Here is a 26,303-nt window from a genome sequence, read left to right as displayed (position 1 = left end):
GGGTGGATGGCAAGGTAGCAGGGGCGTGCCAGGCGGGGGTGTAGGAAACAGGCGCAATGCCGACTGGGCCCATGCATCGCCCACCATGTCCCTTTGGTCCCATACCCCTTCGATTCAGTTGGTCTTTCGCTCAACGGTTTTCCATTCCGATGGATGAGTTGGTGAGATGGGGCGTCTTAATCACTGGACCTGCCCCGGTTAAACATCGAACGAGGGGTAGAGATGGTCGGTATCGTCAGCGGCAACAGTCTTGGGTTCGGCAACAGTTCCTTGGCCACGTTGGGCCAACGGGCTTCCCAGGGCAATGCCTCCCAGGGGCGCGGCAACGAGCAGGTTTTTGTCAACGTGGCCACCGGCAACCTGGTGATTTCCGGCACCGACGACCAGTTGGTGGCGCACGGGGGCAGCTACCAGGCCGTCCGCACCTACAACAGCCAGGGCCTGCTCAACGACGACAACGCGGACAACTGGAGCACCGGTTTCTATCGCCGGCAACTGGTGCTGGCCGGGCAGGCGGGCCAGCAGGGCAGCACGATCACGCTCATCGGCCGCGATGGCGCAGGCGCGCTCTTCACCTGGGACGCGGCCTCCAGCCGGTATCTCGGCACCGATGGCGCGGGGGCCTACGACCGCATCGAGTCGACCGGCTCCGGCTTCATCTGGACGGATGGCCAGACGCAGACCCGGGACTACTACGCCGCGGACACGGGCCGCCTCGACAAGACCGTGGATGCCGACGGCAACACGACGACCTACACCTATGGCGCGGACGGCAACATCGCGAAGGTCGTCAATGCGAGCGGGGAATCGGTCGTATACGACTACGCCGGGGGACTGCTGATGCGCGTGCGCGTGGCAGACCGGCAAGACGCCACCACCGTTCGCACCAGCTATGCCTACGATGCGCGCAATCGCCTGGCCAGTGTCACGGTGGACCTCACGCCCGCGGATGGCTCCACGGCCGACGGCAAGGTCTACCGCACCAGCTACACCTACGACGGCGACAGCAACCGGGTGGCCACTGTCAGCCAGAGCGATGGAACGCAGCTGGCCATCCAATACGTGCAGGTGGGGGCGGATTACAAGGTCGCCTCGCTGCGCGACGCCCTGGGCCAGACCTATCGATTCAGCTACGACACCGCCGCGCGCACCACGCAGGTCACCGACCCTGCGGGCAAGAACGCTTCCTACGCCTACGACACCAAGGGACAGTTGCTCAGCATCGCCTCGCCGGGCACGGGCGGCGCGCCGCTGGTGCAGCGATTCGAATACAACGCCAATGGCGATCTGATCCGCACGACCGATGCGGACGGGCGCGCGGTGTTCATGGCCTACGACGCGCGGGGCAATCAGGTTTTGCAGCGCGATGCCCTGGGCAATACGGTGGCCCGCACCTACAACGCGGTGAATCAGCTGCTGACGGAGACGGTCTATACCCAGCCGGACCCTGACGGCGACGGCGCGGGGCAGCCATCGGGGGCACTCACGACGCGCTATGTGTACGACGATGCCAACGCCACCAACCTGCGTTTTGTGATCAGCGCGGAGGGCCGCGTCACCGAATACCGCCGCAACGCCTATGGCGAGGTGGTCGCGGTGCTGCAGCACCATGCATCGGCCTACGCGGTGGGCGGACTGGCCCGTGACGCCGTGCCGACCTCGGCCACGGTCGCCTCCTGGGCGGGGCAGCAGAACCTGCAGCAGGTGCGGCGCACGGACTATGTGCTGGATTTCCGGGGCCAGGTGCAGACGTCGACCACCTATTCGGCAACCGATGCCTCCGGCAATGGCGTGGCCGCCGGCAGCACCGTGGTCCGGCAGGTCTACGACCCCGCGGGCCGACTGATCCAGACCATCGACGGCAAGGGCGCGACGACGGCCTATGCCTATGACGGAATGGGCCGGCTGCTGTCCACCACCGACGGCCTGGGGCAACTGGCATCCACCCTTTATGACGACGCAGGTGCGCGGGTCGTCACACAGGCGGTCAACGGCCTGCAGGAGACCCGGACGTACGACCGGGCCGGGCGTCTCGTCAGTCTTCAGCGCTCCGACGCAACGGCTGCCGACCTGGGCACCAGCACGTTCGTGTACGACGCCCTGGGCCGTCTGCGGCTCAGCCAGGACGCGACGGGCGTCAAATCGTGGATGCTGTATGACGACGCCGGCAGGAAGACCGCCGATGTGGGCGCGGCAGGCGAATTGCGGGAGTACATCTACAACGGATCGGGGCAGCTCACGCGCACCATTGCCTACGCTACCCCTGTCGACACGCGTTTGCTCACGGCGGGCGATGGCAGCCTGGCCGACATCGCGGTGGCTGCGCTGCGCCCTGCCGGCGCGCCGTCCGACCGGACCGAGTGGAGCATCTACGACGGCGCTGGCCGGCTCTGGAAAACCGTCGGCAGCGATGGCAGCGTGACCGAGAACGTCTATGACGGCGCCTCGCGGCTGGTCACGACCCGCCAATATGCCAAGACGGTGGCCGTGGCCTCGCTCGGCGGCACGCCGGCGGGCAGCGCCGTCAGCCCCGCGGCCGATGCGGCGGCCGACCGCGTCACCCGCTACTTCTACGACGCCGACGGGTTGCGCACCGGCACGCTGGATGCCGAGGGGTATCTGGTGCTCAATGCATACGACGCGGCCGGCCGGCTGGCGTCCACCACCCGGTTCGCCAAGCTGACCGATGCGGCCAAGCGCGCCAGCGGCACGCTGCAGGACCTGAAGCCCGCGACCAACAGCCAGGACATCGTCGAGCGCCGGGTCTATGACGAGAAGCACCAGCTCGTGGCCTTGGTGGATGGCGCGAGCTACCTGACCACGTTCGAGTACGACGCCAACGGCAATGCCACGAAGCAGACGCGCTACGCGACGGCGCTGAAGGCCGCCGTGGTGTCGGCTATCACCAGCGCCACGCCGGTGGCGCAGTTCCGTCCTGCGGCCTCCGCGCAGGATCAGGTGCGCCTGTCCGAATACGACGCGCTCGGGCGCCTGGCCGCCGAGACCGACTACCAGGGAACGCGCACGGAGCATGCCTACGACGCCACTGGCAACCGCATCCGCACCACGGTCGCGACCGGTAGCGAGGCACGCGCCCGGATCAGCCGCTACGACGCGCAGGGCCGGCTGGTAGCGGAGCTGTCGGCCGAAGGGTCACGGCAACTGGCGTCGGCGCAGACCCAGGCACAGATCGATGCCGTCTGGAACAGCTACGCCAAAACGCACACCTACGATCGCGCCGGCCGCAGGACCAGCACCACCGATGCCAACGGCCTGCGCACGCTTTTCTTCTACAACACGGCGGGCCAGCTCACGCACACCGTCAATGCGCTGGGAGAAGTCACCGAGACCCGTTACAGCGCCCTGGGCCAGGCCACTGCGCAGGTGCGCTATGGCACGCGCATCAACCCGGGCGAGCTGACCGGCTCGCAAGCCGGTGGGCTGGTCAACGCCAAGCTCCTGTCGCTGCTGCAGGCCGCGGCCAATCCCGCGCTCGATCAGATCACCCGCTCCACCTACAACGCGACCGGCACCCTGGCCAGCACAACGGATGCGCTCGGCTTCGCCACCAATTACGTCTACAACGCCTTCCGCGAGGAAACGCAGCGGACGGAGCCCACCGGGGTGTCCACACCCAATACGGTCTTGCAGACCCGGTACGACCGGCGCGGCCTGGTGACGGGCCAGACCCGCGATGCGGGGGCGCTGGCCGCCGTCACCGCTTACAAATACGACGCCTTCGGCAACCAGATCAGCGCCACGGACGCGCTGGGCCGGGTTCGCACGCGGACTTTCGACAAGCTGGGCCGGGAAGTCTCCAGCACCGACGCGCTGTGGGCCGTGCTGACCACCAAGTACGACGCGTTCAATCGCATCGTGTCGCAGGTCAATGCCGAGGGCAACACCACCACCTACGCCTACGACGCGAAGAACCGCACCGTCACCATCAGCACCGACGAAGGCCTGCTCCTGAAGCAGACCTACAACCGTCATGGCGACATGGTCCAGGTCTCGGATGCCCGCGGCAACGCGACCAGCTACACCTACGATGCGGACGGCAACCCGACCGGGGCATCGGCGCAGGCATGGCGCTTCGACACCAACGTCACCGAAACGGTCACCACGGCCAAGTCCTATGACCGCGCGGGCCGACTGATGGAAACCGTGGATGCCAACGGCACACGCACGACCGTCGCATACGATGCCGCCAACCGCGTCATCACCCAGACGGTGGATGCGGGCGGGCTGTCGCTCGCCACGCAATTCGCCTACGACCCGCTTGGGCGCCAGATCCGCATCACGCAACCCGGCGGCACCGTCACCGAGCTGCGCTACGACGCCAAAGGCCAGCTCACCGAGCAACTGGTGGACCCCGCGGGCCTGGCCCTGTCCACGCGGTATGCCTACGACGCCCAAGGCCACACCCTGGAAGTGACGCGGCCCGAGGGCACGTTGACCCGTTACAGCTATGACGGCCTGGGCCGCCGGGTGCGGGAACAGGTGGATCCTGCGGGCTTGAACCTGACCCGCTCGTACACCTACGACCTGCAGGGCAACCTCACGAGCAGCGTGGATGCCAACGGCAACACGAGCTATTACCTCTACGACGACGAGAACCGCCAGACCCTGGCCATCGATGGCGCTGGCAACGTCAGGGAAACGGCCTACGACGCCCTCGGACGCATCAGCAAGCTCACCGAATACCGCCAGGTCATCGCCGACACGTCGGTGCTGCGCCGGTACGCCAGCGGCGGTGCATCGGTCGGCCCGGGCACCTGGGATTCGCAGGTGCGCGCGGGCATCGTGGCGTCTGCCACCGACAAGATCGAATACCGCACCTACGACGCCAACAACCATTTGCAGTCGGTCGTGACGGGCCTTGGCGAGGTGACCATCTATCTGCGCGACGGCAATGGCCGGGTGATGGAGCAGCGCAGCTTCGCCAACCGGATCACCATCGGCGGCTCCAGCGGCTGGACCCCCGGGACCCTTCCGCAGCCTGTGGCCAATGACGCCCAGGACCAGCGCGTGCGCATGGCCTACGACGCCTTGGGCCGTGTGATCGTCTCGGTCGATGGCACGGGCGCCGCCAACAAGCTGCGCTACGACGCGGCCGGCAACGTCGTGGAACGGGTGCGGTATGCCAAGCCCATCACCGTCAGCGCCGATGCGTACGACGAGTCCTTCATCTTCCAGCTCGCCGCCCAGGAGGACGCTGCGGGCAATGTGGTGGAAAAGAGCGCCTACGACCGGGCCAACCGCCTGGTCTGGAGCGCCGACGGAACGGGATCGGTCACGCAGTTGCGCTACGACGGAGATGGCCATGTCGTCAAGACGCTGCGTTTCGCCACGCCGATCGCGACCGGCCAGCAGCCGCAGGACGTGGCTTCGGCGGGCGGCGATCAGGCGACCGACTATGTCTATGACGCGGCAGGGCGTCAGATCTATGTGGTGGGTGCGGGCGGTTCGGTCACCGGAAACGTGTACGACCGCAATGGCAACCTGAAGCAGCGCACGGAGTACGCGACCCCCGTCACGGCCCCCACGGCGACGCGCGGCGCGGTGTTTTCGCCTGCCATTGCCAATTACGACCAGGCCAACATCGCGTTGGCGCTGCGCCCGCAGGCGGGCGACCGCACTGCGTCGTGGGCCTACGACCAAGCCGATCGGCAGGTGCTGGAGGTGGACGCGCTGGGCGCGGTCCGCCAGACCGCCTACAGCGGGAACCTCACCACCTCCACGGCATATGCCAAGACCGTCAACCTGGCAGGGGTCGCGCCCCGGGACATCACCCTGGCCCGTGTGCTGGGCATGGTGCAGAGCACGGGCCAGGACCGCGTCAGCACGCAGCTCGTGGACGGCGCAGGCCGCATCTCTCGCACCGTGGACGCCGCAGGCTATGTGGTCGCACGAGAGTACGACGGGGTGGGGCAACTGAGCCATCTGATCGAATATGCCTCGGTGTCCGGAACGGCCTCTGCCCAGGACCGCCACACCCGGTACAGCTACGACGGCGCGGGCCGGCTGACCGGCAAGACCGATGCGCTGGGCTACCAGGAGAGTTACGCCTACGACGCGCTGGGACACCGAACCAGCGTGACCAACGCGCTGGGTGCCACATGGACCTACGCCTTCGACGCGGCGGGCCGGCGGGTGCGCGAAGCATCGCCGCCAGTGGCCAATGGCGCATCGGGCACGTCCAGCATCGTGACCCTGCTGGGATACGACGCCTTTGGCAACCTCGTTTCGCGCACCGAAGCGGCGGGCAGCGCGCAAGAGCGCACCACCCGCTACGCCTACGATGCAGACGGCAACCAGACCGGCACGACGACGCCCTTGACCCGCACGGCGGGCCGATACGACGCGCTGGGCCGGCTGGTGGAGACGACGGACGCCAATGGCGTGCGAACGGTGCTCGCGTACGACGCGGCCAACCGCGTGCTGTCGCGCACGGTGGACCCTGCGGGCTTGAACCTGGTCACCACCTACACCTACGACGCGCTGGGCAATGCCCTGAGCGTGACCGACGCCCAGGGCGTGACCACCCAGTTCAGCTACGACGCCAAGGGCCAGCTCGTGCGCCAGGCGGTAGACCCGGCCGGTCTGAACCTCGTCACCACGTATACCTACGATGCCATGGGCGGTCGGCTGAGCGTGGCCGACCCCAACGGCACCGTCACCGCATACCAGTACGATGCGCTGGGCCGCAGGGTGCTGGAAGTGGTGGACCCGACCACGGCCACGCACGCGGGCCTGAACCTGGCCAAGCGCTACGCCTACAACGCCACGGGCCAGGTCACGAGCGTGACCGACGCGCAGGGCCACGTCACGCGCTACGCCTACGACAGGCAAGGGCGGCAGCGCTTCGTGATGGATGCGGCGGGCAACCTGTCGGAGACCGTGTACGACGCGGCGGGGAGGGCGGTGCGCCAGACCCGCTACGCGCAGCCGGTTGCCGGAGCAGAAAGCTTGGCGCTGGACGTGGGAGAGGCGCAGCTGGAGGGCCTCAAGCGCCCCAATGCCGCGCAGGACCAGACCGAGCACCGCATCTACGACGCGGACAACCGGGTCACCGCCACCGTCAACGGGGCGGGCGACGTGGTGCGCCTCGTCTATGACGCCAACGGCCTGGTGACCCAGCGCACCGCCTATGTCAATCGCCTGGACATGGGCGCCTGGAGCCCGGGCAGCGACCCGCAGCCCGTGCCCAGCGCGGCCGATGCCGTCACCCGCACCGTCTACGACGCGATCGGGCGCGCGCGCTACACCATCGATGCCACCGGCGCGGTCGTCTCCCAGCGCTACGACGCGAGCGGCAACGTCACGCAGCGCATCAGCTACGCCAACCGCCTGGACCTGGCCGCCAAGCCCCTGTCGGCCGGCCCGAGCGAATCGGAGATGGAACTGCGCTTGGTGCAGATCTTCGATGCGGCGCGCGACCAGCACGTGCGCTACCGCTACGACGCGGCCAACCGCGTCACCTTCAGCGCCGACGGCGTGGGCGGAGTCACCCAGTACCTGTACGACAAGAACGGCAACCTCCTGCAGGCCACCCAGTACGCCACCCCGGCCGGCGCCTTCCAGTGGCGCGACGAAGGCACCATCGGGTTCCTGGGCAGCGCGGCCCAGCCGGGCCAGCACGCCCTGTACCCGCTGGACGCCCAGGGCAACGAGATCCGCACCGCGCTGCTGGGCTACGTGGACGACGCGGCCGCTGCCGGCAACACCGCGCTCTACCTGGCGCGCCACACCGACGGCAGCTACTACTACACCACCGACAGCGCCAACCTGGACTTCGTCAAGACCCTGCCCGGCTGGAGCGTGCAGGGCAGTGGCATCGTGGGGTACATCCGCACCGTGCCCGTGGCGGGCACCACCGCGCTGTACCGGCTGAACCGCCAGGGCACCAACGAAAACCGCTACACCACCTCGCGCAGCGAAGTCGATGGCATCCTCGTCAACGTGCCCCAGACCAGCCTGTCGGACCGCTTCACGCGCAAGGTCTACGACGCGGCCAACCGGCTCACCAGCCAGGTCGATGCCAGCGGCGCCGTCACCACCTACGGCTACGACGCGGCCGGCAACCTCACGCGCGAGACCCGGTACGCCGCGCGCGCCAGCGCCTACACCAACCAGGTGGCCGGCGGCGCGCTGCTCGCGGCGCCCACCGCCGTGGCGGGCGATGCCGACCGCACCGTGCGCCACCTGTACGACCGCGCCAATCGCGAAACCGTCTCCATCGACGGCGAAGGCGCCGTCACCGAGCGCCGCTACAACGGCATCGGCCAGGTCGTGTGGTCCCGGCAAGGCGCGGTGGCGCTCACGGCGACCCAACTGGCGGCGCTCGATGCCGCGCTGGCGCAGCAGGGCGTGCTGGCCGGCAGCACCGTCGCCGGCTACCTCACCGCCAGCCCGGCCCAGGACCGTGTCACGCGCAACTACTACGACGCGGCCGGCCGGTTGGCCTTCGCGCGCGACGCGCTGGGGCAACTGCAGGGCTACGCCTACGACGGCGTAGGCCGCCTCACGGAGCGCACCGTCTACATGGCCGCGCAGAACGCGGACCACTGGCTGGACGAAGGCATCACCGGCTACACCCAGACCGCGGACGGCCCTGGCAGAAAACCCCTGTACCGCCTGAGCCGGGTGAGCGGCAGCAGCGACCACTTCTACACCACCGATGCCGCCGAGCGCGACCGGGCGCTGCAAAACGGCTGGCAAAGCGAAGGCAACGTCGGCTACCTGGACAGCGCCCCGGCCCCTGGCAAGGTGCCGCTGTATCGCCTGCGCCCGCCCGGCGACGGCAGCACCAACCACTACTACACCGCCAGCGAAGAGCTGCGTGCCAACGCCAAGCAGCAATCGGGCTGGATCGATGACGGCATCATGGGCTACATCGACGTCGCGCCCGGGCAGGGCAACGCCGCGCTGTACCAGATCAACGTCAACGGCACCGGCGAGCACTTCCACAGCCTGGGGCGCGCGGAGATCGACCTGGCGCTCACGCCGCAGCCGGTGCGCACAGCCGCCGACCGCATCGAACACATGCGCTACGACGCGGCCGGCAACCTCATCGCCAGCTCCGATGCGCCGCAACAGCCCGAAAGCACCACCACCTACGACGGCCTGGGCCACAAGACGTCCTTCACCAACAAGGCCGGCAGCACCTGGAGCTATGCCTACGACGCGGCCGGGCTGCTCGTGCAGGAAACCTCGCCCGAAGTCGTCCTGGCCGACGGACCCGCGCGCGTGGTCACGCGCATGGCCTACGACGCCCTGGGCCACCTCACCCAGCGCACCGAAGCGGCTGGCCGGCCGGAGGCGCGCACCACGCGCTACGAATACGACGCCCTGGGCCGCCAGATCAAGACCATCTTCCCGCCCGTGCCGGTGTACCAGGCGGAAAGCGCCAGCGCCTTGCTGGACAACGGCAGGAACGCCGCCGGCAGCCGCATCGACACCGCGGTCGCCGAGATCAGCAGCGAGACCCGCTACGACACCCTGGGCAACGCCGTGGCTGGGCGGGCCGCGGGCAGCACCGCGTGGAGCTACAAAGCCTACGACCGCGCAGGCCAGGTGGCCTACGACGTCGATGCGCTGGGCTACGTCACCGGCTACACCCGCAATGCCTGGGGCGAGACCGAGCGCCTGGTGCGCTACGACAAAGGCCTTGCGCTGCCTGCCGGCGGCGTGCCGCTGCTGCGCGAGATCGAAGTGCGCCAGGCCGTGCAGCCCGGCAGCGCCGACCGGGACATCCTCACCGGCTACGACCGCGCGGGCCGTGTGCAGGAAGTGCAGGAACCCTACGTCTTTTACTACGACAGCCAGACCGGCGTGCAGACCGCGGGCCGCAAGACCACCCGAAACGGCTACGACGCCTTCGGGGACCTGACCTCCGTCGCCGTCAACCTGGACGCCTCGCGCTGGGTCAGCACCCGGCACGGCTACGACCTGCTGGGCCGCCGCGTGAGCACCACCGATGCGCTGGGCTACGTCACCACCCAGGCGTACGATGCGGCCGGCAACCTCACGCGCCGCGTGGAGTTCGCCAGCCCCCAGAGCACCGCTGCCAGCGTTCCCAACACCGCTGGCGGTGACCGCGTGACCGATTACGGCTACGACCTGCTCAACCGCAAGACCACCGAAACCCGCCGCGGCGTGGCCTACACCGCCGCCAACGCGGGGGCGGGCAGCATCGGCGACGTGCTCCAGGAAAAAACGGGCGATCTCGTCACGCAATACGCCTACGACGCGCTGGGCAACCTCACGCGCACCACCGACGCCATGGGCGGCACCACCTACCAGTACTACGACGTGCTGGGCCGCGTGCGCGCCACCATCACCCCGGCCATCAACGTCGGCGTGGCCGCCAACGGCCAGGGCGCGGCCCCCGTCAACCCGCTCACCGAATTCCAGCGCGATGCGCATGGCAACGCAGTGGCCACCACGCAGTACGCAAGCGGAGCCACCCTCTCGAGCGATGGCGCCAGCTACAGCCGCAGCGCCGCAGGGGGCGCAGACCGCACCAGCATCACGCGCTTTGATGCGCAAGGCCACACCATCGAAACCATCGATGCTGACAACAAGAGCCATTACTACGCCTACGACGCCCAGGGCCGGCTGGCCAAGGAATGGCAGAACGTCACCTACCTGGACGATGCGGGCACCCGGCAGATGCAAAGCCTGTGGCGCGCGTACGCCTACGACGCGCTGGGGCGGCAGACCCACACCTACGCCCCGCTGCAACGCAACACCGACCCCACCCAGCTGAGCCTGGGCGACACCGAACTCACCTACAACGCGTTCGGCGAAGTCACGCGCAAGCGCGTCCTGGACGCCGGGTTGGCGCTGCAGGGCGATGAAACCTACGAATACGACAACGCCGGCCGCGCCTGGCGCAGCAATGCCGGCGACGGCGTCGCCAAAGTGCTCGCCTACAACCTGCAAGGCCAGCAGACCCTGCAGCTGGTGGCCTCCGGCAGCATCGATCTGGCCGGCTACCGCACGGCCATGGAGGCGCTGGGCGGGCAGGCCGAAGTGGGCGAGCAGTTCCGGCGCACCGAAATGCGCTACGACGTGCTGGGCCGCCTGGTGCAGACCCTCGCGCCCGAGCGCGCGAGCGAGCAGACCATGGCCATCACCACGCGCCAGAACCTGCTGTACGGGGTCATCTCCCAGAGCGAGGTCGCCAACGGCGTGGCGGGACAGAGCCGCAAGAACCAGGTGAACCTCGTGTGGCGCTCGCTGCAGGACCTGGGCAGCGGGGATGTGCGCATCACGCTGCAATACCTGTCCGAGGGCTACAGATACGGCAACCAGGAAAGTCCCGATCCGCAGGCGCAGAAATCCGTCACCCGCAGCATCGTGGTGAGCGCCGAAGAGGCGATGACCGGCTACGCGTTCCAGTGGGAATCGCCCCTGTCGCAAGAGGCCGGCATCGCCCGGGGCATCGCATCCATCCAGAAGATCCAGGTCGAAAAACTCGACATCTTCGGCAACTGGGCCACGCTGTACGACGTGCAGCAGCCCACCGCGAGCGCGGTCGAGCTCAACTGGACGGAAAGCGCGAGCCCGGGCTACATCTGGAACGAGGCGGGCGAGGGCCGCAAGCCCATCTACCGCTACTACAACCGCTACAACGACACCCACCTGTTCAGTGCCAACCCGGTGGACCGGGAGGCGCTGCTGAACCAGCGCACGGGCTGGCTGGACGAAGGCATTGCCGGGTACGTTGCGCAAAACCCCGGGCCGGGCCTGGTGGAGCTGTACCGCCTGGGCAAGGCCGGCACCGACATCTCGGTCTACACCTCCAGCGTCGCCGAGCGCAACCGGCTGCTGGGCAGCGGCTGGGAGAGCCGGGGCGTGGACGGCTACGTCGCCGCTCCCGGCAACGATGCGGGAGCGATGGCGCAGCAGGGGATGACCAAGCTCTACGCCCTGCAGCACAACCGCACGAGCGGCGTGGACAGCGAGTGGACCGACGGGCTGTACACCACCTCGCTGAGCGAGCGCAGCGCGCTCATGCTGGGCCGCAAGGAGCAGACGCAGTCGCAGACGGACCCGGTCTTCGGCGGCACCAAGAGCACCCCCGTGGGGCAGGTGACCATGCTCTACGGCCAGATACCCAGCCAGAGCATCGAGGTGAGCCTGCCGCAGGACGTGGTGAGCACGCTGCGCATCGAAACGCGCAGGACCGGCACTACGCAGTGGGTGCAGAGCACCCTGAACGCCTCCAACCTGCGCACGTTCGGCTCGGCGCACCGCATCGACCTGGGCGGCCTCGGGCTGGCGGCCGGTGGCTATGAATACCGCGTCACCAACGCCAAGGGCGATGCGGTGCGCGAGGTCGGCACGGGCACCTTCGCCATCACGGGCAATGGCGTGTCCGACGCCGACAGCGCGCCGCCGCTGCAGGGCGTGGGCGTGATCCGGGCCAACATCGACGGCAGGACCTATTCAGTGCTGCAGTGGCCGCAGCCGGCGCAGAACCAGGGCGTGGTCTACCGTTGGCGCCCTCAGGGCAGCAGCGTGTGGACGGCTTCGCGCACGGTCGGCACCGGCGTAGTCGCCTATGGCGACGGGCGCACCAGCGGGTTTGGGGTGGGCATGCAGGGCGTGTCGCTGGACATGAGCCCGGGCGTGTACGAATACGAGATCGTGGTGACCAATGCGTTCGGTGGCACCGCCCAGCGGGCCAAGGGCGTGGTGACCATCCCGCAGGCGATGTCGGTGCGCGACACCACGCCCCCCATCGTGATGGCCAACAACAACGTCACCAATCTGGGCATCGTGGGCTATCTCTGGAACAGCCCGGCGGCGGATCGCAAGCCGCTGTACCGCTATTACTTTCTGTACCAAGGCAACGCCCACCACATTTCCACGGCCGATGCCAACGTCATTGCCGAGTTCGACGGCATCATCGCGCGGGACGCGGCGGCGGGAGCGCCGCCGGCGATGGTCAAGGAAGGCATCCTGGGGTACGTGCAGACCTCGCCCACGGGGGCCAACCAGCGGCTGTACCAGTACATCTACGGCGGCGACACGGTATTCCGGCTCACGGCCAACCCGGCGGACGTGGGCAGCTACCTGCCCATCTACGCGGAGCCCAAGAGCGATCCAAACTTCCACTTCAACCCGGGCACCTGGTACCAGAACGCGTACCAGAACGACGGCTACATCTCCAGCGTGCCGGTGGATGGGACCACGGCGCTGTACGCCGTGTACAACGGCAATGCGGTGGGCGGACGCAGCCTGGGGGACTACCTGACCACCCCCAGCGAATACGAGATCACCTCCACCTTCATGCTGCGGGCCGTGACAGCGGCCACGCAGACCGTGGGTGGCGTGGGCATGGGCCGCGCGGTCATCGACGGGACCGATCACGCGGTGCTGCAATGGCCGCAGCAGGAGGCGGGCGTGCGGGTCAAGATCACGGCCTCGCCCGGCATCCCCGGCGGCACGCCGGCACCCTACCTGTTCCGCCAGGGCGATGGGCGCTCGCAGTTCGCCGGTGGCGCGGCGCTGCAGGGCTTCGTGCTCGATGGATTGAACGGGGGCACCACCTACCAGATCCGCATCGAGATCGAGCACCCCGCGAGCGGCAATCAGAAAGCCTACATCGCCCGCACGGACGTGGCGATCACCGTGCCCTCCACCGGTGCCAATGGCCAGGTGACCATGGCGGACACCACGCCAGCCTACGTGCCGCAACTGCGTGCGCAGACCCAGGTGCAGGGCGGCTTGAGCGCCCGGCCGGTGACGGTGCGGGAATACGACCGGTGGGGCAACGTGGTGGCGATCGACGAGACGCAAGGGCTGGGCGCGGGCAAGCTCGTGCGCACGGCCACGCTGCGCTATGACGCCAACAACCAGGTGGTGGAGCAGCGCCGGCTGCACGAGGACGTGAACTTCGCGCAATCGTGGGCGAGCACGAAGATCTACTACGACGCGCTGGGCCGGCAGGTGGGCCTGCGCGATGCCAACGGCAACCTGAACGCGCAGGTGCGCGATCTGGCGGGCAACGTGGTGCAGGAGCGGCATGCCGACGGCGGCCGGATCGACAGCGCGTACAACGCCTTCGGGGACAAGGTGTCCTCGGCCGAGCGGGTGACGGACAGCCGCACGGTGGTGACGAAGTACAGCTACGACAAGCTCTCGCGTCTGGAGCAGACCTCGCTGGCGCAGGGCATCTCGCGCTACGAGGTCAACGGCACGGGCGGGGCGGTCAACACCGCCACACCTGCGGACGGCGCACTGCACGCCTCCAACGGCGTGGACATCAGCGGCGCGATCACGCAAACGGTGCTGGAGACCAACCAGTACGACGAAGCGGGGCGCAAGGTGCGGGTGGTCAACGGCAATAACGAAGCCACGCGCTACCGCTACGACCGGGCGGGCAACGTGGTGCTGAGCGGGCAGGAGACGGCCAAGGTCACAGACCCCCTCAAGAAACCCGGGGTCGACAACACCCCGGTGGCACCGCTGGCCTACCAGATGCGCTACCGCTACGACGCGCTGGGCCACAAGGTGGGCCAGACGGATGCGGCCGGCATGAGCCAGTCCTGGACCTATAACACCTTCGGGCGCCTGATCGGGCGCACGGACGGCAAGACCGGTGGCGGCACGGTGGACTTCCAGTACACCTACAACCGCGCGGGCGACCTCACGCACGAGGGCAATGGGGCCAGCAAGAGCCTGGACTACCGCTACGACGGTGCCGGCCAGCGCATCGAGATACGGGACAACAACCTGGGCCAGACCACCAACTACGGCTACGACCTGGCGGGCAACCGGGTGTCGGAGAAGATGGCGCAAAAGACGCTGCTGTCCTCCGGGGTGCTGGACAACGTGGTGTACCAGGACAACCACCTGGTGTATGACGCGCAGAACCGGCTGCGGGCGGTGTTCGACAGCCGCGCGGACGTGCGCATCACCTACGACCTGGCGGGCAACCGCTCGCAGGTGACGACGCACGTGATCAACACCATCCGCCCGGATGCGAAGTCGCAGCCGGCGAACGTAGTGGTGCAGGACCAGCAGGTGATCCACACCAGCACGACCGCCTACGGCTACGACGCCATGAACCGGCAGATCCGAAGCCAGGAAGTGTCCTCGGTCACGGGTGCGGTGGACACGCACCAGTACCGCTACGACTACGCCGGCAACCGGACCCAGGACCAGACCTACAGCGGCGGGCCGATAGAAGGCTCACCCAACGGAAAGCTGGAAAAAACCTACAACTACGTCTACGACGACCTGAACCGGATGGCCAGCTACACCGGCTACGGCGTGGCCGAGCGCACGGACCAGATCCTGTACGACGGCGCGGGGCGGCAGGTGTATGCCAAGTCGCTGGTCAAGGCCAACAACCTGTGGAACGAGGAGCACCGCTACAACCGCTATGACGCCACGGGCAAGCTGCAGGACACGCGCATGGTGCTGCGGCGCGACGACACCAAGGCGGTGACGCAGCGCACGGACGTGGCCTACCACGATGCCGATGGCGTCACGGGCTTAGGGTACGACGCGGCGGGCAACCTCCTGGGCAACCGGCAGGTGAGCGATGGCAATCAGGGCAACGCCACCACCACGAAGTACGACTACCAATCCCTGAACGGCAGCTACCAGCAGACCGGCTCGAGCGCCACACGCGGTAGCACGAGCGCGACCACGCGGACCTGGCGCGATGCCAATGGCTTCGTGAGCAACATCGAGCAGACGACGGGCGCGGCCGACGAGCGGTTCAACCGTGCGTTCGTGAACGATGCGCAGGGCAACGCCGTGTACGTGAACCAGGGCGCGGGCCACACGGGCCGCGTGCAGAACCAGCCTGGAGGCTACCTGGGCGGCTGGGTGGGCGACTCGGTCAATCCGGGCCACGTGCAGCGCCAGCTGGTGGCCAATGGCGAGGTCCTGGCCCGCTACGGCGACGCGCCGGACAGCGAGAACCCGCCGGCCAACGCGGGCGAGATACCGAAGTACGTGGACACGGCCGAGTTCCGGCTGAACGCGGCGCCGCTCAAACTCAAAGGCGCGAACCTGGACGCGATCGCCTACACGGTGGTGGGCGGGGAGACGCTCAAAGACATCGCGCGCAACGTGCTGGGCGATGCCAAGCTGTGGTGGCGCATTGCGGAGGCCAATGGCCTGGCGGTGTCGGGGGACGGGCAGCTGGCAGCGGGGCAGACGCTGAGCGTGCCCAAGCTGGCGCTGAACGCGAACAACGTGGACACGTTCCAGCCGTACGACCCGAGCCGGGTGACGGGGAGCCTGGACCCGAACCTGCCGGCGCCTGCGGGGCAGGGCGGGGGCGGGTGTGGGGGACTGGGCAAGATCATCATGACGGTGGTGACCGTCGTGGTGGCGGCCTACACCGGCGGTATCGGCGGGGCCATGCTGGGCAACCTCTCAGGCCAAGTGGTCGGCAACGTTCTTGGCGTGCAGGACGGCATCAACTGGAAGAGCGTGGCGTTGTCCGGCGTGAGCGCGGGAATCACGGCTGGACTGGAAGGGATTCCATTTTTCCAGGGTGCCGATTGGTCAAGCATTGCTTTGCGTGCGGGCACGGCCAACTTGCTGACGCAAGGCGTAGGGGTTGCCACAGGGTTGCAAAAGAGCTTTGACTGGCGCAGTGTGGCAGCAAGCGCGGCAGGTGCCGTCGTGGGCAGTGCGGCTGGTGCCGCTCTAAGGGACGCTGACGTGTTCTCTAGCTGGGGCGCAACGGCAGGGGCGGTGGCCCGAGGCACGCTCAGTGGCATGGCAGCAGGCTTGACGACTGCGGTGGCCAGAGGTGGCCGAGTGAGCATCCAGCAGGTGGCGACCGATGCGTTTGGCAATGCGCTGGGCAATGGTCTTGCGTATCCTGTTACACCGCAGGACTCCTTGTACAGCCTCGCGTCTGGGGGCAGCGGCGGACAAGGTTTGCAAGCGCCTTCGGGCTGGGGAACCCCTCAAGGCTGGAGCTCAGGCTATGACGAATTTCTGAGTGCATTCAGCAACCCATCTCAGATGGCGGTTGGCAGCGGAGTGCAAATAGCCAACAGCACGGTCGCTGGCGTCATTCTTGACAGCGGTGCCCCTGCTGGGTTGCCTCATGTGAATCTTCCAAGTGCCAACTTCATGCCGGTTCTGCCGGAGGTAACGGTCAGAGCCAGCGATCAACCAGACACCTCTCATGTGAATCTTCAAAGTGCCAACTTCATGTCGGTTCTGCCGGAGGTAACGGTCAGAGCCAGCAATCAACCAGACACCTGGCAACCTGAAGTGACTGTCAAAGACACTCGCGAACTCATGACGGTGGAGGATCTTCGGCGATCTGAGTTGGAGTACCGAAATCGGACGGAAACGCTCAGTGAGTTCGACCGAAATATTGCCCGGGCTCAAGGTTTGTACGACGCGGGAGCAGGCATGTTGGAATCCGCGGCCTATAGTTTTGGCGTCGTCAGCACCCAAGAACGCCGCGCCCAATGGGCGATGCAGACTGCGGCTGCCACGGTGCAAGGAGTCACACGGCTCTGGAACGAACCGAGCGCCGTTTTCAACGAATGGAAAAGTAACTACTTCGGCAATGATCCGGCACAGATTCGCCAAGCATCGGCTCAGGCTACAGGCGTGGGACTGGGTGTTGTCAGCGGGCTGCGCGGCGCCAAAAACATAGTGGTTCGGGCGGCGGAAATGCCAGGGCCAATGGCTGGAAGCCGGGCTGCGCAGTTGGGCGGTGTCAAAATCGCGGGAGAAGCGCCTAGCAAGGCAGTGAACGCTGAGTCGCGGGCAATTGGCAGTACCGAAACTGCTCAAGCAGCGCAAGTTTCTCAACGAACCGTTGTGGCTCGCGACTTCAATTACTTGGTCAACGACAACAATGGCATCCTGTCGACGATATCCAAGGAGGGTATCGTTGATTTCAAAATCAACGCCGTAAATTCACCCGTCCGAGGTGTTGATATGTTCGACAAAATGATGGTTGAATACGGCGGGGATGTTTCTTCGATTCGAGGGAATTGGATGAATCGCGATGTTGGTCCTGCAAACAAGAATCTTGGCGTAGTCAATAATTTGACTGCTAAAGGCGTCCCATTAGAAACCGCCGTGACTCAAACTTGGACTGCGCAACAGGCTGCTCGCAACGGATTTACAAGCCCGTCAGTGAAAGTAGTAGTTGGTGAGCCTGGCGCTTACACAAAGGTCGAAACTCTGTTTACGAAGCCATAAAGGTGTAAAACGACGATGCGAAGCGCAATCATCGAAAATCTCCGCAAGGCTGCCTCTGAAGGCGCCGGAGTCTGCTCGCTTGTGGCAGTCATCAAAGAGGCGATGGGGCCTGGAGTAGCTTCGTTTGCCGTAATGAGTTTGCTAGTGGACGCGTTTAGTGTTTCCTTAGCTGATATACGGGAGCTCCCGGGCGCTCGATGCCTCGGAGGGCAGGTCTACAGCGACGAAGAAATAGAAAAATTGGTGTATCCCGCCATTCAAAGAGCACTGGGCTTGCAACACAGAGTTTGATCCACTCGTAGAAAAGTAGAAAGTCCGCCGCGAGCGGACTTTCTACTTTTGGCGGTGCAGGAAATGCCTGGTCAGCCGTGGAGCATGTGGATTGACCAGACTTGCCTCGCTTCAAACTCTGGGATTTGGACCGACGTTAACCACGGCGGAGTTGCTTCATTCAGGTTATCCCAGGTCGAGAAGGAGTAATCCCGACTCAGCGGCACGTCGGCTTCAATGACCTGTGGCAGCTCTCGGATAAATCGGGCGTCGAGTTCGTTGCTTACACGGGAGAACGGGCAGTTCATGTTGCGAAGCGGTTCACCGACCATTGCGCCTATCCCTGGTGGGGGTCCGGACGATTGTGCATACGCATCCCATCGCGAGCATGGCTGAACAGGCTGTTGCCGTCACGGGCGGACATCAAGGGTCTTAACGACTATTGGGCCAGAACCCGACGATTCAACCGGTGTCTCAATCATCACTGACGCCAGGGCAATGCTATCACTACGAAGTACGACTACCAATCCCTGAACGGCAGCTACCAGCAAACCGGCTCGAGTGCCACGCGTGGTGGCACGAGCGCCACCACTCGGACCTGGCGCGATGCCAATGGCTTCGTGAGCAACATCGAGCAGACCACCGGTGTGGCCGACGAGCGGTTCAACCGCGCGTTCGTGAACGACGTGCAGGGCAACGCCGTGTACGTGAACCAGGGCGCGGGCCACACGGGCCGCGTGCAGAACCTGCCTGGCGGCTACCTGGGCGGCTGGGTGGGCGACTCGGTCAACCCGGGCCACGTGCAGCGCCAGCTGGTGGCCAATGGCGAGGTCCTGGCCCGCTACGGCGACGCGCCGGACAGCGAGAACCCGCCGGCCAACGCGGGCGAGATACCGAAGTACGTGGACACGGCCGAGTTCCGGCTGAACGCGGCGCCGCTGAAACTCAAGGGGGCGAACCTGGACGCGATCGCCTACACGGTGGTGGGCGGGGAGACGCTCAAAGACATCGCGCGCAACGTGCTGGGCGATGCCAAGCTGTGGTGGCGCATTGCGGAGGCCAATGGCCTGGCGGTGTCGGGCGACGGGCAGCTGGCGGCGGGGCAGACGCTGAGCGTGCCGAAGCTGGCGCTGAACGCGAACAACGTGGACACGTTCCAGCCGTACGACCCGAGCCGGGTGACGGGGAGCATGGATCCGAACCTGCCGGCGCCTGCGGGGCAGGGCGGGGGCGGGTGTGGGGGACTGGGCAAGATCATCATGGTGGCCATTGCCGTTGTGGTCGCCGTTTATGCACCGCAGTTCCTGGGCCAATTGGGCATACCTGAATTGACGGTGGGCGGTACCACTACGGCACTGGGAGGGGCCGTGGGTGGTGCTGCGGGCTCTGTTGCCAGTCAGGTCGCGGGCAACGTGTTGGGTGTTCAGGACGGCTTTAGCTGGAAAAGCGTGGCGCTGTCGGCCATCGGCGGAGGAATGTCATCCGGCTTGGCAAATACGGAACTACTGGGGGGCACGACGTTTGGTGCGACCGTTGCCCGCGCAGCCGTGGGCAACGTGATGTCGCAAGGCATTGGGGTGGTCACAGGCTTGCAGGACCGCTTCGATTGGAAGAGCGTGGCCGCCAGCGCGGTGGGCGCGGGTGTGGGCCAGATGGTCGGTGAGGCCCTTGGCGGATACAGTCTGCGCGAAGGCTTGGCCGGACCGGTAACGGCCCCTGCGTTCTCGGGTTTGGGGGACTTCGCAGGTAGCTTGGCACGGGGTACTTTGACTGGCTTGGCCGCAGGGACCGCAGCGGCGGTGATGCGTGGGGGGCGGGTAAGTATTCAGCAGGTGGCGACCGATGCGTTTGGCAATGCGTTGGGGCAGAGCGTGGCAGCGGCCAGCCAGCCACAACCACAACCGGAATCCATCTACAGCTTGGCTGGCACAGGTACGCAATTGTCCAGTTGGACGGCGCAGGCTCCCGGTAACAGTTCCTACGATGACACGTACCGCCAAGCAAACCTGGAGCGGATGGAACTGATGGCAAGCGGGGGCATGCCCGACGGCCGGACGGTTGCGCAAGTCCAAGAACAGTGGATCGATGCCAGAGAAGCCGTCGCCCCACTGGCGGCAATGCCTGCGTCGTCCTCTGGCAGTCTGATTTCTAACCCCGATCTGCTGGGGAGAAACGCTCAAGGAGGCTACAGCTGGAGCAGCGGGTTCGATACGTATCCTGTCACTGTCAGGAGCATTCAAAGCACGGAGCTGGAGCCCATACAACTTGGCAGTGGGGCCGCGGCCGTCTCGGGCCAGGACTACAGTTTGTTCTCTCGAGCATCAATGAACGAATATTGGAGTGGGGAGGGCTTGGTTAACCGTGCCATGCGAACAGTGGGCAACTTGGCTTACGACGTGGCCAGTGCGCTGACTCCTGCAGCCTCCACACCGCAGGAACTCCAACGCGCCCGAGAGCTGGGACAACTGCGGCAAGCCTTCAGCGCAGCGCGATCGGCGGGTGACATTGCAGCCATGCAAAGCGTCCAAGCACGCCATGCACAAATCACCTCGAGCGATGGCAACCCATCCATGGTGCAGGTGCCGATGGCCTCAGATATCCTGCGGGCACAGACTGCAGCGGGTCTGCCCTCAGACCGTGGCTCGCTGGGGTTAGCAGCCGGGGCGGCTATCACGCAAGGCTTTGGTGGCATGGTTTCGCCTAAGGTAGGGGGTGGGGGTAATGTGGAAGGGGCCGGTTCAAAGCTGAAACCTTATAGCGGTAACCAAGCAGTGCCTGACTTCGTTGGGCCGATCCGACCCGCGACCGAGGCGCCTACAGGCCCAGTCACCAATGCTGCCGGCGCGGCACGTGCTGCGAAGTACAACGCGTTCCAGCAAGGCGTTTCCCTGAATGACACAATTTCGCTTATCGGGGGCGACAAGCCAACTATTTCTTACACCACATCGGGGAAGACAATCTATGCCAACCCCAGTACGGGCTTGCAAGTTGTCTATGACAATGCGGGTAACTACTTCCGAGTTGAGAACACCAATGTCATCGGGCCGCTGCGGTACACCGATCAGTTTGGAAACCCAATTCCCGCAAACGTACCGTTAGTTAAACCGTCTGGAACAACGCAGACAGGGGTACCATCTGACGTTCGCAATGGGCTGACCCACTTCACTAATACAAGATGCAAAGCCATAAACATGCACAAGTCCTATTTCATGTATCTGCAGGACTCCGCATTAGGGCCCGCGCGAGAGCTTGTGCTCCTCGATGAAACTTCTGAATGGCTCTTTCACACTGGCTATTGGAGCCTGCTTTCTGTTGAGCATTCGCGCCAGTACGAACAATACGAAGAAGAAGTCATGCCGAGTTCTCACATTGCCTCCGCCATTGAGAAATTGACTGCTGCAGCAAAGGAGATTCAGAGTTCCGGCTCTGCGCCTATTAGTTTTACAGTGGGTTGGGATGCAAATCGAAAATCACTTGATTGCGTCACTACAGTAGACGCACTCGCAAGCGATTTGAAGCGTCTGCAAGAGTTTCTTAAAGGTGCGCATGCTGGGAGCTTAGACGTGTACTGTCAGCTTTGATATCCAAGAGCGGGGCGGATGAGTGCTACTTGTCACATCCCGGACGATCATATGGCCGCTTGTGAAAAAAATCTGGCCTCTTCTGTGCCACTGCTTCATGGCCTGCATAGCATAGGCGTTTTGCGGCCCAGTGCTGACTGCGGCAACTGGTTGTTGTACAAGGCCACATAACGCTGCAAGGTCTGCTGCATGTCTTCACGGCTATTGAACCGGTGGGTCTTGAGGACGTCCGCTATGCGACCATTGAACCGCTCCACTACGCCGTTGGTTCTCGGAGTCCTGGGCTTGGTCAGCCGGTGCTCTAAGCCCAACTCCCGGCACAGTCGGTCGAACTCATGGTTGCCGCTGGGTTCGCGTTCCTTGCTGGCAAACAGGCGGTCCGTGAACTCCTTGCCGTTGTCGGTCAGCAGCTTGTTGATCCTGATCGGGCAGGCCTTGTGCAATGCCTTCAAGAAGGCCCGTGCACTGGCCGCTGTCTTAATAGATAGTCCGCTCTGAACAATTCCCAAGCCGTTGATCTGGCTTGCAGTTCCTGGCGGTGCTGGGCGCATGATTTGCAAGGTATGGTTTTTGCCAGTACCTGTTTTCTTGCAAATTGCTCTGAGGAGTCCAATGGGTCCGAAGCCTTCGCAGCCGCAAACGGCCGAACTGTTCCGTCCACGGCAGGACGAGCAGATCAACATGAGTCACCCGCTGGTCAAGCTGGCCGCGCTGATCGACTGGGCCGAGATCGAGCGCACGTTCGCGGCATCGTTCACTTCGGGCCGCGGTCGGCCCGCCTTGCCACCGCGCTTGGTGGCCGGCCTGCTGTACCTGCAGCACACCTTCGACGCCTCCGACGAGGCAGTGGTCAAGACCTGGGTGGAGAACCCGCACTGGTAGTTCTTCTGTGGCGAGACCTACCTGCAGACCGAGGCGCCCATCGACCCGTCAAGCCTGACGCGCTGAAGGAAGCGCATTGGAGAAGAAGGCGTGGAGACGCTGCTGGCGGCCAGCATCGACGCCGCCCGACGGGAAGGTGTGATCCAGAAGGCGAGCCTGCAGCAAGTGATCGTAGACACGACCGTCATGCCCAAGGCCATTGCGTACCCCACCGACAGCCGGTTGCTGGAAAAGAGCCGCCAGCATCTGGTGAAGGTGGCTGAGGACAACGGCTTGCGGCTGCGCCAGAACTACAACCGGGTGGCACCGCGCCTGGCCGCGCAGATCGGTCGCCACGCACACGCCAAGCCAAGGGTGCGCTGGGCGATGCGCTGCACACGGTGATGGGCGGCGCCGGGCACAACCTGCGCCTGATCCTGGCCGCGCTGCGGCTTTATTGCGCCCGATTCGGCATGTCGATCCAAGCGGTCATTGCAGCACTGGTCGCCGCACCCGGTGACCGCCGACCGGTCCGTTGCTGAAAGCTCAATTGTTCACGGCGGACTATTTAATGTTTTTGGCCTGCGCCGCATGTAAACCTATGGCATTTTGCTATAAAAATAATAGTAAAACATTCATGAAACCTGCATGGCGAACCCAATCACAGCACGTCCGTTCAAGGTCCTCTGCAGCGGCGGCTGCACGAGGACGTGAACTTCGCGCAATCGTGGGCGATCACGAAGATCTACTACGACGCGCTGGGCCGGCAGGTGGGCCTGCGCGATGCCAACGGCAACCTGAACGCGCAGGTGCGCGATCTGGCGGGCAACGTGGTGCAGGAGCGGCATGCCGACGGCGGCCGGATCGACAGCGCGTACAACGCCTTCGGGGACAAGGTGTCCTCGGCCGAGCGGGTGACGGACAGCCGCACGGTGGTGACGAAGTACAGCTACGACAAGCTCTCGCGTCTGGAGCAGACCTCGCTGGCGCAGGGCATCTCGCGCTACGAGGTCAATGGCACGGGCGGGGCGGTCAACACCGCCACACCTGCGGACGGCGCACTGCACGCCTCCAACGGCGTGGACATCAGCGGCGCGATCATGCAAACGGTGCTGGAGACCAACCAGTACGACGAAGCGGGGCGCAAGGTGCGGGTGGTCAACGGCAATAACGAAGCCACGCGCTACCGCTACGACCGGGCGGGCAACGTGGTGCTGAGCGGGCGGGAGACGGTCAAGGTCACCGACCCCCTCAAGAAACCCGGGGTCGACAACACCCCGGTGGCACCCCTGGCCTACCAGATACGCTACCGCTACGACGCGCTGGGCCACAAGGTGGGCCAGACGGATGCGGCCGGTATGAGCCAGTCCTGGACCTACGACACCTTCGGGCGCCTGATCGGGCGCACGGACGGCAAGACCGGTGGCGGCACGGTGGACTTCCAGTACACCTACAACCGGGCGGGCGACCTCACGCACGAGGGCAATGGGGCCGGCAAGAGCCTGGACTACCGTTACGACGGTGCAGGCCAGCGCATCGAGATCCGGGACAACTACCTGGGCCAGACCACGAGCTACGGCTACGACCTGGCGGGCAACCGGGTGTCGGAGAAGATGGTGCAAAAGACGCTGCTGTCCTCCGGGGTGCTGGACAACGTGGTGTACCAGGACAACCACCTGGTGTACGACGCGCAGAACCGGCTGCGTGCGGTGTTCGACAGCCGAGCGGACGTGCGCATCACGTACGACCTGGCGGGCAACCGCTCGCAGGTGACGACGCACGTGATCAACACCATCCGCCCGGATGCGAAGTCGCAGCCGGCGAACGTAGTGGTGCAGGACCAGCAGGTGATCCACACCAGCACGACCGCCTACGGCTACGACGCCATGAACCGGCAGATCCGAAGCCAGGAAGTGTCCTCGGTCACGGGTGCGGTGGACACGCACCAGTACCGCTACGACTACGCCGGCAACCGGACCCAGGACCAGACCTACAGCGGCGGGCCGATAGAAGGCTCACCCAACGGAAAGCTGGAAAAAACCTACAACTACGTCTACGACGACCTGAACCGGATGGCCAGCTACACCGGTTATGGCGTGGCCGAGCGCACGGACCAGATCCTGTACGACGGCGCGGGGCGGCAGGTGTATGCCAAGTCGCTGGTCAAGGCCAACAACCTGTGGAACGAGGAGCACCGCTACAACCGCCGTGAAGCCACGGATAAGCGTGCTATGAACGGGTGTGGTTTTTTCCTAACTGATACCAATCTGATAATTTAAATATTATTGATATCTTCTTAAATCATAAGTAATTACACCTATTGATTTAATCAAGATAAATCGCTAATTGACTTATGGGGATTACATTTTGAGTCAAATCGGTAGAGGGTGATAAGACGTAAAGGGATATTATCCGCGCATCCATTTCCGTTACAAATTCCGGCATGGCCGGCATTCCCCATGACACGCCGAGTCACCATCCAGACGCCCCTGGGCGAGCAGTTGCAGTTTCGCCAGCTGCAGGGCAAAGAAGCGCTCTCCGAGCTGTTCTCCTTGGACGTGGACCTGCTGAGCGAGAGCAAATCCATCGACCCCAAGGCCCTGCTGGGCAAGAGCGCCACCATCGTGGTGGAGACCGAAGGGGGCGGCACGCGCTACCTGGACGGCATCGTCACCCGCTTCGGGCTGCAGGGGCAGGACCACCGCTTCTACACCTACAAGGCCCGCCTGAGCCCCTGGCTGTGGCTGGCCACGCGGCAAAGCGACTTCAAGATCTTTCAGAACAAGACCGTGCCCGACATCATCGAAGAGGTGCTCGGCAAATACGGCTACCCGCTGCAGCGCAAGCTCACCCAGAGCTACCGCACCTGGGACTACTGCGTGCAGTACAACGAGACCGACTGCGCCTTCGTCTCGCGCCTCATGGAGCACGAGGGCATCTACTACTTCCACGAGCACAGCGCCGGCCAGCATGTGCTCACCCTGGCCGACGACATCGTCGCCTCGCACAGCCCGCTCGCGGGCGCGGCCGTCATCCCGTTCTATCCGCCCGAGAAGGCCGCCGTCGCCGACAAGGAGAACATCCACGCCTGGCAGCTGGCGCAGGAGATCAAGCCCGGGCGGCACTACAACGACGACTACGACTTCAAGAAACCCAAGGCCGACCTGTCCAACATGCGCCAGACCCCGCCGGGGCACGCGCACGACAGCCACGAGATCTACGAATGGCCGGGCGGGTACACCGAGTTCGGCGACGGCGAGAACTACGCGCGCTCGCGGCTGCAATCGAGCCTGACCGGGCACAGCACCGTGCGGGGCGAGTCGCGCCACCGGGCGCTGGCGCCCGGCTACACCTTCACCCTGGAGAACCACCCGCGCGAGG

General features: G+C 65.3%; 4 protein-coding genes and 2 pseudogenes. 5 read left to right on the top strand and 1 reads right to left on the bottom strand.

Features of this window, described 5'->3' with window-relative positions:
* Positions 1-222 precede the first annotated feature (222 nt).
* Both AVME950_RS19950 and AVME950_RS19945 read left to right on the top strand, forming a co-directional pair.
* Positions 223-18,210 carry a LysM peptidoglycan-binding domain-containing protein gene (locus AVME950_RS19950; protein WP_284431134.1) on the top strand — a complete coding sequence of 5,996 codons (17,988 nt, stop codon included), beginning with the start codon at positions 223-225 and terminating at the stop codon, positions 18,208-18,210.
* Between the two features lie 890 nt (positions 18,211-19,100).
* The gene (locus AVME950_RS19945; RefSeq protein WP_284431133.1) at positions 19,101-22,061 is read left to right on the top strand and encodes a LysM peptidoglycan-binding domain-containing protein; all 2,961 of its coding nucleotides are present in this window, start codon (positions 19,101-19,103) and stop codon (positions 22,059-22,061) included.
* A gap of 25 nt (positions 22,062-22,086) precedes the next feature.
* On the opposite strand, the pseudogene AVME950_RS19940 reads toward AVME950_RS19945, so the two are convergent.
* Positions 22,087-22,540: pseudogene (locus AVME950_RS19940) on the bottom strand (integrase core domain-containing protein); the annotation flags it as partial.
* A 133-nt stretch (positions 22,541-22,673) separates the two neighbouring features.
* On the opposite strand from AVME950_RS19940, the pseudogene AVME950_RS19935 reads away from it, so the two are divergent.
* The 3 genes and pseudogenes from AVME950_RS19935 to AVME950_RS19925 form a co-directional block, all read left to right on the top strand.
* Positions 22,674-23,324: pseudogene (locus AVME950_RS19935) on the top strand (transposase); the annotation flags it as partial.
* Positions 23,325-23,632: 308 nt separating this feature from the next.
* The gene (locus AVME950_RS19930) at positions 23,633-25,201 is read left to right on the top strand and encodes an RHS repeat domain-containing protein (protein WP_284431132.1); all 1,569 of its coding nucleotides are present in this window, start codon (positions 23,633-23,635) and stop codon (positions 25,199-25,201) included.
* A 180-nt stretch (positions 25,202-25,381) separates the two neighbouring features.
* A partial coding sequence (locus tag AVME950_RS19925) for a type VI secretion system Vgr family protein (RefSeq protein ID WP_284431131.1) occupies positions 25,382-26,303 on the top strand: 922 nt, incomplete at its 3' end.

The organism is Acidovorax sp. SUPP950 (genome assembly GCF_030158935.1).
Lineage (GTDB): Bacteria > Pseudomonadota > Gammaproteobacteria > Burkholderiales > Burkholderiaceae_C > Paracidovorax.
The sequence above is the reverse complement of the archived record's forward strand: the minus strand, read 5'-3'. Positions and strand labels throughout refer to the sequence as shown.